The sequence below is a fragment of the Streptomyces sp. NPDC007856 genome, assembly GCF_042868225.1.
GTDB lineage: Bacteria > Actinomycetota > Actinomycetes > Streptomycetales > Streptomycetaceae > Streptomyces.
Window position 1 is genome coordinate 294,770 of the sequence record NZ_JBIAEC010000008.1, and the last position, 9,619, is coordinate 304,388.

9 protein-coding genes are annotated in these 9,619 nt (G+C 71.9%); 5 read left to right on the forward strand and 4 right to left on the reverse strand.

Features of this window, described 5'->3' with window-relative positions; translation table 11 throughout:
• From ACFYOH_RS21335 to ACFYOH_RS21345, 3 genes are all read right to left on the reverse strand, one after another.
• Positions 1-1,044, reverse strand: a 1,044-nt coding sequence (locus tag ACFYOH_RS21335) for an MFS transporter (RefSeq protein WP_388627636.1), incomplete at its 3' end; no start/stop codon positions are given.
• 131 nt (positions 1,045-1,175) lie between these two features.
• Positions 1,176-1,976 (reverse strand): sugar phosphate isomerase/epimerase family protein, encoded by an 801-nt coding sequence (locus ACFYOH_RS21340; RefSeq protein WP_388627638.1) that lies wholly within the window; start codon positions 1,974-1,976, stop codon positions 1,176-1,178.
• Between the two features lie 40 nt (positions 1,977-2,016).
• The gene (locus ACFYOH_RS21345; RefSeq protein WP_388627639.1) at positions 2,017-2,946 is read right to left on the reverse strand and encodes a GNAT family N-acetyltransferase; all 930 of its coding nucleotides are present in this window, start codon (positions 2,944-2,946) and stop codon (positions 2,017-2,019) included.
• Between the two features lie 383 nt (positions 2,947-3,329).
• On the opposite strand from ACFYOH_RS21345, the gene ACFYOH_RS21350 reads away from it, so the two are divergent.
• Both ACFYOH_RS21350 and ACFYOH_RS21355 read left to right on the forward strand, forming a co-directional pair.
• Complete coding sequence (locus ACFYOH_RS21350) at positions 3,330-3,599, forward strand: hypothetical protein (RefSeq protein ID WP_388627640.1); 270 nt, start codon at positions 3,330-3,332, stop codon at positions 3,597-3,599.
• 182 nt (positions 3,600-3,781) lie between these two features.
• Positions 3,782-4,993, forward strand: a complete 1,212-nt coding sequence (locus tag ACFYOH_RS21355; protein WP_388627641.1) for an FAD-dependent monooxygenase — start codon at positions 3,782-3,784, stop codon at positions 4,991-4,993.
• Here the strand turns inward: ACFYOH_RS21355 and ACFYOH_RS21360 are convergent.
• Positions 4,979-6,037, reverse strand: coding sequence for a LacI family DNA-binding transcriptional regulator (locus tag ACFYOH_RS21360; RefSeq protein WP_388627643.1), 1,059 nt, complete (start codon positions 6,035-6,037; stop codon positions 4,979-4,981). The genes ACFYOH_RS21355 and ACFYOH_RS21360 overlap by 15 nt on opposite strands.
• 222 nt (positions 6,038-6,259) lie before the next feature.
• Here ACFYOH_RS21360 and ACFYOH_RS21365 point away from each other — a divergent pair, with 222 nt between their 5' ends.
• From ACFYOH_RS21365 to ACFYOH_RS21375, 3 genes are read left to right on the forward strand one after another with little or no spacing between them, the layout of a single operon-like run.
• Positions 6,260-7,411: a Gfo/Idh/MocA family protein gene (locus ACFYOH_RS21365; RefSeq protein ID WP_388627644.1), complete on the forward strand. Its 1,152-nt coding sequence runs from the start codon at positions 6,260-6,262 to the stop codon at positions 7,409-7,411.
• Entirely contained in the window at positions 7,408-8,559 is a 1,152-nt protein-coding gene (locus ACFYOH_RS21370) for a dihydrodipicolinate synthase family protein (RefSeq protein ID WP_388627645.1), read from the forward strand. Before ACFYOH_RS21365 ends, ACFYOH_RS21370 begins: the two co-directional genes overlap by 4 nt.
• Positions 8,556-9,395 carry a sugar phosphate isomerase/epimerase family protein gene (locus ACFYOH_RS21375; RefSeq protein ID WP_388627646.1) on the forward strand — a complete coding sequence of 280 codons (840 nt, stop codon included), beginning with the start codon at positions 8,556-8,558 and terminating at the stop codon, positions 9,393-9,395. The genes ACFYOH_RS21370 and ACFYOH_RS21375 overlap by 4 nt, the downstream gene beginning before the upstream one ends.
• Positions 9,396-9,619 lie beyond the last annotated feature (224 nt).

Below are 9,619 nucleotides of genomic sequence, written 5' to 3' on the forward strand. Positions count from 1 at the left end.
CGTGACCCGGCCGAGCAGCGCGTCCGGGGTGCGGGTCTGCACGATCGTGGACCGGGAGACGACCGAGATGGCGTCCCCGGCGCCCGCGACGGCGAGCAGGGCGAGACCGAGCCACGGGTTGGTCGTCAGCCCGAAGAGCACCAGCGCGGCACCCCAGACGGCGGCCGCGCCCAGCATGACCGGCCCCGGCCGGCCGAGCCGGGTCACCGCCCCCGACAGGGCGGTGGCCATGACACCGCCCACCGCCAGGGCCGACAGGAACAGGCCGAGCGTGCGCGGGTCGTCGCCGAACCGCTCGGCGTTGACCAGCGGGAACAGACTCACCGGGAAGGACAGCACGGTCGCGGCGAGGTCGGTGATCAGCGCGCCCCGCACCACCGGGTGCCCGGCCAGGAACCGCAGCCCGTCCAGCACCCCGTGCAGGCCCGCCCGCGACGGCTCGCCCTGGGGCGGCAGCGCGGGTAGTCCGAAGGCGCCGTAGAAGGCGACGCCGAAGCTGAGGGCGTCCAGCAGATAGCAGGTGCCGATGCCCAGCCAGCCCAGCAGCACACCGGCCAGGGCCGGGCCGAGCAGCATCATCGACTGGCCGGTGACCTGGTTCAGGGCCAGACCGGCGGCCACCTGGTCCTTCGGCAGCAGCCGCGGTACGAAGACCCCGGCCGCCGGGGCGCCCAGCGCACCGAACGCCGACTGCGCGGCGACCAGCGCGAGAACCGCCGCCACCGGGACATGCCCGGTGAAGCCCTGCACGGCCAGCAGCGCGGAACAGGCCGCCTGGCCCACGGTCGCCGTCAGGAAGATCCGCCGCCGGTCCGCCCGGTCCACCCAGGCGCCCGCGAACAGCCCGAACACCACCAGCGGCACCGCCTGCGCGAGCCCCACCGCACCGGTCCACGCCGTGCTGCGGGTCATGTCCCACACCTGGTACATGACCGTCACCATGGTCATGAACCCGCCGAGCGTGGACACGGCCCGCCCGACCAGCAGCCGCCGGAAGAGGGGCGAGGCGCGCAGGGGCCGTATGTCGATGAGCGGCTGGATCACCGGGGGAGGCTAACCGGGCACCTGAACTCCGGCCACCGAATTGACCGGGGCGCGGGGAACTGCGCGACCAGCCACCACGCGCCCGCACCCGGCAACGGCCGACACCCCCCGAGCCCGTAGCCGCAGTGAACCTACGCCGCCTCACCCAGCAAGCGCAGCAAATGCTCCCGCCCCGCCCCCAACAACCCCGCAAGCGGCGCGGCCGACCCGTACCACCGCTTCTCGTACTCCCAGCACAACCACCCGTCCCACCCGTGCCGGCACAGCACATCCACGCACTCGGTGAGCGGAAGCACCCCCGAGCCCAGCGGCAGCGGCCCTGTGTCGTCGGCCGACGCGATGTCCTTGACCTGCACATACCCCAGATGCGGAGCGAGCGCCGCATAGGTGTCGGCGGGCTGCTCGCCGCCCAGCCAGGTGTGCATGACGTCCCACAGCGCGCCCACCTGCCGGTGCCCGACCGGGCCCAGCACCCGGATCACGTCGGCGCCGGTGCGATGCGAGTCGTGCGTCTCCAGCAGGATCCGCACCCCGAGCGCGGTGGCGTCCTCCGCGGCGGTGCCGAGCCGCCGGGCGGCCAGCGCGTCGGACTCCTCGCGGGGGCGGTCGGGGTCGGCGCCGGGGAAGACCCGGACGAAGGGCGCGCCCAGGTCGTGGGCGAGATGGAGGAGATCCCGGATCTCCGCCAGTACGGGTGCGTCGTCACCGGGCGCGGCCACGCGCGCGTACCCGGCTAGGCCCAGCACTTCGACCCCGGCCTCCTTGAACCGGGCCGCAGTGGCGGCGCGTTCGGCGGGGGAGAGGCCGGGATGGACCGGCTCCTCCGGATGGGCGCGCAGTTCGACGCCGTGGTAGCCGTGCGCGGTCGCGAGCGACAGGACCTCAGGGACGGGCAGGCCGGGGACACCGAGAGTGGAGAACGCCAGCTTCATGGCCCGGACCCTACTCGTCATCCGTCCGATTCGTGACTTGTCAGCCGTCCGATTCGTGCAGATCCAGTCGCCAGTCCTGGCCCACGAGATCCTTGCCGAAGGAGCGGTGCGGTTTCTCCGCGACGAGGACGAAGCCGTGTCGCTGGTAGATCCGGCGGGCGCCGCTGAGCACGTCGTTGGTCCACAGCACCAGGTCGCGGTAGCCGACCCCGCGCGCGAAGTCGACCACGGCCCGCACCAGCCGGTCGCCGATGCCGTGCCCGCGTGCCTCCGGCTCGACGAGCAGCAGCCGCAGCCGCGCGGTACCGGGTGCGTCGTCCCGTACGCACATCACGCAGCCCACCGGGCGCCCGCCCAGCTCGGCGATCCACACCCGCTCCAGATGTGGGTCGTGGTCCTCCGCGAAGTCGGCGACGATCCGGGCCACCAGGCCCTCGTAGTCGGCGTTCCAGCCGTACTCGGCCGCGTACAGGGCTGCGTTGCGCTGCACGATCCAGCCGAGGTCGCCCGGACGTGGCTCGCGCAGCACGGCCTCGCCGTTCCGGGCCCCGCCCTCGCCGAGGACTTCCTGGACGGTCCGCATGGCCTGCGCCAGCCGTGGCAGGTCGGCCGGGGCCACGGTCGCGAGCATGGCGCCGACCGTCTCCCGGGCCCGCTCGTCGAGCAGGGCGGCGGCCTCCCGTCCCTGCGCGGTGAGCCGCACCCGCCGCCGGCGCGGATCGCTCTGCGAGGGGCCGCGCTCGATCAGCACGGCGTCCTCGAACTTGTTGAGGATCCGGCTCAGATACCCGGCGTCCAGGTCGAGCAGCGTGCGCAGATCGACCGCGTCCAGGTGCGGGACCTGGGCGAGTTCGTACAGCACCCGGGATTCGGTGAGGGTGTACGGGGCGTAGAGACGGCGGCCGTAGTCGAGGGCGCCGATGACGCCCGTGTAGAAGCGGTTGAAGGCGCGGACGTCCTGGACGGTCATGATCGCCCCCGATGTTTGACTCAGTCAGAGATGCCGTCCTCCAGAGCCTAGGCCTGCCGCCCGCCCGCGTCCACGGTCCGGCTCGGCGGCGTATCAAATGTGCTGGGGTGCAGGGGCGTTGGCTGTCCGGACCCGGGTCCGTTTCCTTTGCCTGTTCTTTAGGCCGGTAGGGAGTCCTGCTTTTGACTACGTCGCAACCTCGTCGTAGCTTTGATGGAGAACGCCACTTATGTCCGTTTTATGGCGGACGTGGCGGTCCGCCGCGAGAGCGCCAATCACATGGCGGCGGGCGGCGCTCCGAGCGACGCGCAGGCTGGAGCGCAACGGGCGGCCCGTCGAGGCCGTCCGGCAACTCAACCACACCCTCCGGAGAGGGGCTCATCATGCGCGCACACACCACCCGGATGAAGAGAGTGGCCATAGCGGTCTGCTCGGCGCCGATCCTGGCCATCGTGGCCGGAGCCGGAGCGGCCCAGGCTGCCACCTCCTCTGCTCCCGCGTCTGCTCCCGCACACGTCGCCACGTACCACGGAGACGGCTGGGGCTGGGGCTGGGGCGGCGGCGGCTGGGGCTGGGGCTGGGGCTGGGGCGGCGGCTGGGGCTGGGGTGACGGCGGCGGCTGGGGCTGGGGCGGCGGCTGGGGCTGCGACTGAGCGCCCAGCAGTAGCCGACACCAGTAGCCGACACCAGTAGCCGACACCGCCCTGACAAACCAAGGGTGGATCCGGGTGCCCGACCTCACGGGCACCCGGATCCATATGCACGAGCACGTAACAGAAGTGATGTTCCAGTGTGGCCGTGACAACGGAGGTAGTACCGGATGAGGATCGTTTGCGTGGGCGGAGGCCCGGCAGGGCTGTACTTCGCGATCTCCGCGAAACTGCGGGACGCCGGTCACGAGATCACCGTGATCGAGCGGGACCCGCCGGAGGCGACGTACGGCTGGGGGGTCGTGTACTGGAACGATCTGCTGGACATCCTGCACAGCAACGACCCCGAGAGCGCACGGGCGGTGAGCGCCGGTTCCGTGCTCTGGCAGGACCAGGAGATCCGCCTGCACGGCAGCCGGCACGACGGCACGGCGTACTTCGGCGGCTACGGCTACAGCATGGGCCGCGCCGCCCTGCTGGACGTGCTGACCCGCCGCGCACGGGCGCTCGGCGTCGACGTCCGCCACGAGAAGCTCGCCGACCCCGCCGATCTGCCCGAGGCCGACCTGATCGTGGCCGCCGACGGCGCGGGCAGCCGGATCCGGCAGAGCCGCGCCGAGCACTTCGGGACCAAGGTGGAGACCGGCCGCAACCCCTATATCTGGCTCGGCACGGACCGGCAGTTCGACAGCTTCGTGTTCTGCTTCGAGGAGACCCCGGCCGGCTGGATCTGGTTCCACGCCTATCCGTCGTTCCACGGCATCAGCACCTGCATCGTGGAGTGCTCACCGCAGACCTGGCAGGGCCTCGGCCTCGACGCGCTCGATCCCGAGGATGCCATGCCCCTGCTGGAGAAGATCTTCCACCGGGCGCTCGACGGCCACTCCCTGATCAGCAGGTCACGCGGCGAACCGGCGAAATGGCAGCGGTTCCAGCACATCAGCAACCGGACCTGGGTCGACGGCAACGTCGTCCTGGCCGGCGACGCCGCGCACACCACCCACTTCACGCTCGGCTCCGGCACCCGGCTGGCGATGATCGACGCGATCGTGCTGGCCCACAGCCTGTCGAGCTTCCCGGATCCGCGGACGGCACTGCGCGAGTACGACCAGCACCGCCGCGCCGAACTCCACCCCATCCAGGCGGGTGCGCGCACCAGCATGGCCTGGTTCGAGCAACTGGACGACTACCTGGACCGCGACCCGGTCTCCTTCGCCTACGCCATGTCGGTACGTCAGGGCCACCAGGCCCCGTGGCGCTACCAGGTCCACCTCGCCACCCAGGTCCCCGCCGTACGCAGGGCCCGCCGGGCCTACGAGACCGGCAGGCGCTGGTACCGGGACCGCAGGAGGGGCGAGGCACCGATGCCGCTGCTGGGAAGGTCACTTCCCGGCTGACCGGGGCACTCCCGAGGACCCCCGCACCATCAGTTCCCCCCGGACGGTCGCGATCCGTCCGGGGGGCGCCTCCTCTCGCCCCATGGCGATCCGCCCGGCCCTGGCCCCCGCCTCCGCGAGCGGCAACCGCACGGTCGTAAGAGAAGGCACCGCGTCCACGCTGAACGGCAGATCGTCGAACCCGGCGACCGACACGTCGTCCGGAATCCGCAGCCCGGAGTCCCGCAGCGCCGCGCACGCCCCGAGTGCGACGGAGTCGTTCGCGGCGACGACGGCGGTCAGGGAGGGATCCCGGCGCAGCAGCTCCAGGGTGGCCTCGTACCCGGACTGCCGGTCGTAGCGGCCGTACACCGTCCAGCGCGGGTCCTCCTCGACGCCCGCCGCGGCCAGTGCCGCCCGGTGGCCCTCCAGCCGGTGCCGGGTCGTCGTACGCTCCTCGGGGCCCGCGATGTAGCCGAGGCGGCGGTGGCCGAGGCCGAGCAGATGCTCGGTGAGCCGGTGCGCTCCGCCCCGGTTGTCGAAGGGCAGTGCCACGGCCTCGGTGTCGGGCGCCGGCGGCCGCCCGCACAGCACCACCCGGGTCCCGGCCTCGGCGAGTTTGCGCAGCTTCGCCGCGACCGCCGCCGCGTGCGGCGCGTCCTCCACGGCCCCGCCGGTCAGCACCACGGCCGCCGCCCGCTGCCGCTGCAGCAGCGTCAGATACGTCAGCTCACGCTCCGGCGAGCCACCCGTGTTGCAGACCACCGCGAGCCGCTCACCGCCCGCCCGGCCACCCCCGACGCCCCCGATCTCCGCCTGGATCGCGCTCGCCATGATCCCGAAGAAGGGGTCGGCGATGTCGTGGACGAGGATGCCGACCAGGTCGGAGGTGGCCGCGGCGAGGGCGCTCGCCGGGCCGTTGAGGACGTAGTCCAGCTCGTCCACCGCCCGCAGCACCCGTTCGCGCGTGGAGGCGGCCACCGGATAGTTGCCGTTCAGCACGCGCGACACCGTCGCGGGTGAGACCTGGGCGCGGGCCGCCACATCCGCCAGGGTCACCGTCATCTCGTCGTCCTCCGGTCGCGCATCGTGTCGTACGCCCTCGTAGACAGCCAGGTCCTGCTGCTGGTTCCGAGAATCCGTCGAGCAGACCTTAAAGCCATGGCCCTCGATTGTTCGCCCCCTCGAACAACTCGAAGGGGACACGGTCTTGTCCGGACCACCGTCCAGAGGCTAGCTTCTCAGCGTAGAAAGCGCTTGCTGCATGGGTTGACAGAGGGGACTCACGTGACACGCAAGACGGTGCGAATCGCCATGAACGGCGTGACCGGGCGCATGGGCTACCGCCAGCACCTCGTACGGTCGATCCTCGCCCTGCGCGAGCAGGGCGGCCTCCGCCTCGGCGACGGCACCGTGCTGTGGCCGGAGCCGATCCTGCTCGGCCGCCGCGAGCACGCCCTGCGGGAGATCGCCGACCGCCACGGCCTCGACCAGGTCTCCACGGACGTGGACGCGGTGCTGGCCGATCCGTCCGTGGACATCTACTTCGACTCCCAGGTCACCTCGGCCCGTGAGGAGTCGATCAAGAAGGCGATCGCGGCGGGCAAGCACATCTACACCGAGAAGCCGACGGCGACGGGCCTGGCGGGCGCGCTGGAGCTGGCCAGGCTGGCCCACGCCAAGGGCATCAAGCACGGCGTCGTCCAGGACAAGATCTTCCTGCCGGGCCTGCTGAAGCTGAAGCGGCTCATCGACGGCGGCTTCTTCGGCCGGATCCTCTCCGTGCGGGGCGAGTTCGGCTACTGGGTGTTCGAGGGCGACTGGCAGCCCGCCCAGCGCCCCTCCTGGAACTATCGCGCCGAGGACGGCGGTGGCATCGTCGTCGACATGTTCCCGCACTGGGAATACGTCCTGCACGAGCTGTTCGGCCGGGTGAAGTCCGTCCAGGCCCTCGCCACCACCCACATCCCGCAGCGCTGGGACGAACAGGGCAAGCCCTACGACGCCACGGCGGACGACGCGGCGTACGGCGTCTTCGAGCTGGAGGGCGGCGCGATCGCCCAGATCAACTCCTCCTGGGCGGTCCGCGTCAACCGCGACGAGCTGGTGGAATTCCAGGTCGACGGCACCGAGGGCTCCGCGGTGGCGGGGCTCAGGAAGTGCCGGGCGCAGCACAGGTCGGCGACCCCCAAGCCGGTCTGGAACCCGGACCTCCCGGCCACCGAGGCCTTCCGCGACCAGTGGCAGGAGGTACCGGACAACGGCGACTTCGACAACGGCTTCAAGGCCCAGTGGGAGCTGTTCCTCCGGCACGTCCACGCCGACGCGCCGTACCACTGGGACCTGCTGGCCGGCGCCCGTGGCGTCCAGCTGGCCGAGCTGGGCCTCAAGTCCTCGACGGAGGGCCGCCGCATCGAGGTACCGGAGATCGCCCTGTGACCATCCAACTCCCTTCAGTGGACGGTTCGTTGCGTACGTACGAACCCCGCATCGAGCCGCCGGCGAGCACGCCGGGCACCCCTTTCACCTCCCGTACGGTCTTCTCGGCGGCGCACGTCGTGGCCGACCCGTACGCGGACGTGTCCCCCGACTCGCCCGCCGCCGTCGACTGGGACGCCACCCTCGCCTTCCGCCGCCACCTGTGGTCCCACGGACTCGGCGTCGCCGAGGCGATGGACACCGCCCAGCGGGGCATGGGCCTGGACTGGGCGGGCGCGGCGGAGCTGATCCGCCGGAGCGCGGCCGAGGCGCGGTCGGTGGGCGGCCGTATCGCCTGCGGGGCCGGCACCGACCAGATCGAGTGCGGCTCCCTGGCCGAGATCCGCGCCGCCTACGAGGAACAGCTCGCGGTGGTGGAGGAGTCGGGGGCCCAGGCGATCCTGATGGCGTCGCGGGCGCTTGCCGCGGCCGCCTCCGGCCCCGAGGACTACCTGGAGGTCTACGGCCATCTCCTACGCCAGTCCGCCGGGCCGGTGATCCTGCACTGGCTGGGCCCGATGTTCGACCCGGCGCTGGGGGGCTACTGGGGCGCGGCCGACCTGGACGCGGCGACGGAGACGTTCCTGGAGGTCATCGCCGCGCACCCGGACAAGGTGGACGGCATCAAGGTGTCGTTGATGGACGCGCGGCGGGAGATCGACCTCCGCCGCCGGCTGCCGCGCGGGGTCCGCTGCTACACCGGTGACGACTTCAACTACCCCGAGCTGATCGCGGGCGACGACCAGGGCTTCAGCCACGCCCTGCTGGGCGTCTTCGACCCGCTGGGGCCGCTGGCGGCGCAGGCGGTACGGGTCCTGGACACCGGGGACACGACCGGTTTCCGTGAACTGCTCGATCCCACGGTCGAGTTGTCCCGCCACCTCTTCCAGGCCCCCACCCGCTTCTACAAGACGGGCGTGGTCTTCCTGGCCTGGCTGGCGGGTCACCAGTGCCACTTCACGATGGTCGGCGGCCTGCAGTCGGCCCGCTCCCTCCCGCACCTGGCCCGCGCCTACGAACTCGCCGACGGCCTCGGCCTGTTCCCGGACCCCAAGCTCGCCGAGGAACGGATGAAGAACCTGCTGTCGCTGTACGGGGTGAACCAGTGACCGATCTCGCGCGCTTCAGCATCAATCAGATGACGGTGAAGCAGCTGTCCCTGCCGGAACTGGTGGACGCCTGCGCCCAGTTGGGTGTCGGCCAGGTCGGCCTGTGGCGCGAACCGGTCCAGGCGTACGGCGTCGCGGAGACGGCCAAACTGATCCGGGACGCGGGCCTGACGGTGACGACCCTGTGCCGGGGCGGCTTCTTCACGGCGATCGACCCGGAGGAGCGGTCCCGTGCCCTCGCCGACAACCGGCGGGCGATCGAGGAGGCGGCCACGCTCGGCACCGACACCCTGGTCCTGGTCTCCGGCGGCCTCCCGCCCGGCAGCAAGGACCTGAAGGCGGCCCGCGAACGCATCGCGGACGCCCTCGCCGACCTCGCGCCCCACGCCGAGGACCACGGCGTCCGCCTGGCCATCGAGCCCCTGCACCCCATGTACGCCGCCGACCGCTGCGTGGTGTCGACGCTGGCCCAGGCCCTGGACCTGGCCGAGCGCTTCCCGGCTCATCAAGTGGGCGTCACGGTGGACACGTACCACATCTGGTGGGACGACCAGGCTCCCGCGCAGATCGCCCGCGCGGGGGAGGGCGGCCGTATCCACACCTTCCAACTCGCGGACTGGATCACCCCGCTGCCCGAGGGCGTCCTCAACGGCCGCGGTCAGCTCGGCGAGGGCGCGATCGACATGCGCGAGTGGCGGGGCCATGTGGAGGCGGCCGGCTACACCGGTCCCATCGAGGTCGAACTCTTCAACGAGGAGCTGTGGGCCCGGGACGGCCGGGAGGTGCTGGCGGAGACGGCGGAGCGGTTCGTGGAACACGTGCACAAAGAATCTTGAAGACGCGTGCAACCCTGCCCGGGCCCTGAGTGTCGTACATGTCATCAGAACCCGGGAGGGGACCCGGGGGGGATTCACGGGGTTCTGATACGGAGGGGAAAGCCGAGGGGGGGGGGGGCCCGGGCCCCCCCCCCCCCGCCCCCCCCCCGGGGGTTGGGGGGGCCGAGGGACCCCCCCCCCCCCCCCGGCCCAAGCGCGAGCGCGGGGGGGGGGGGGGCGGCGCC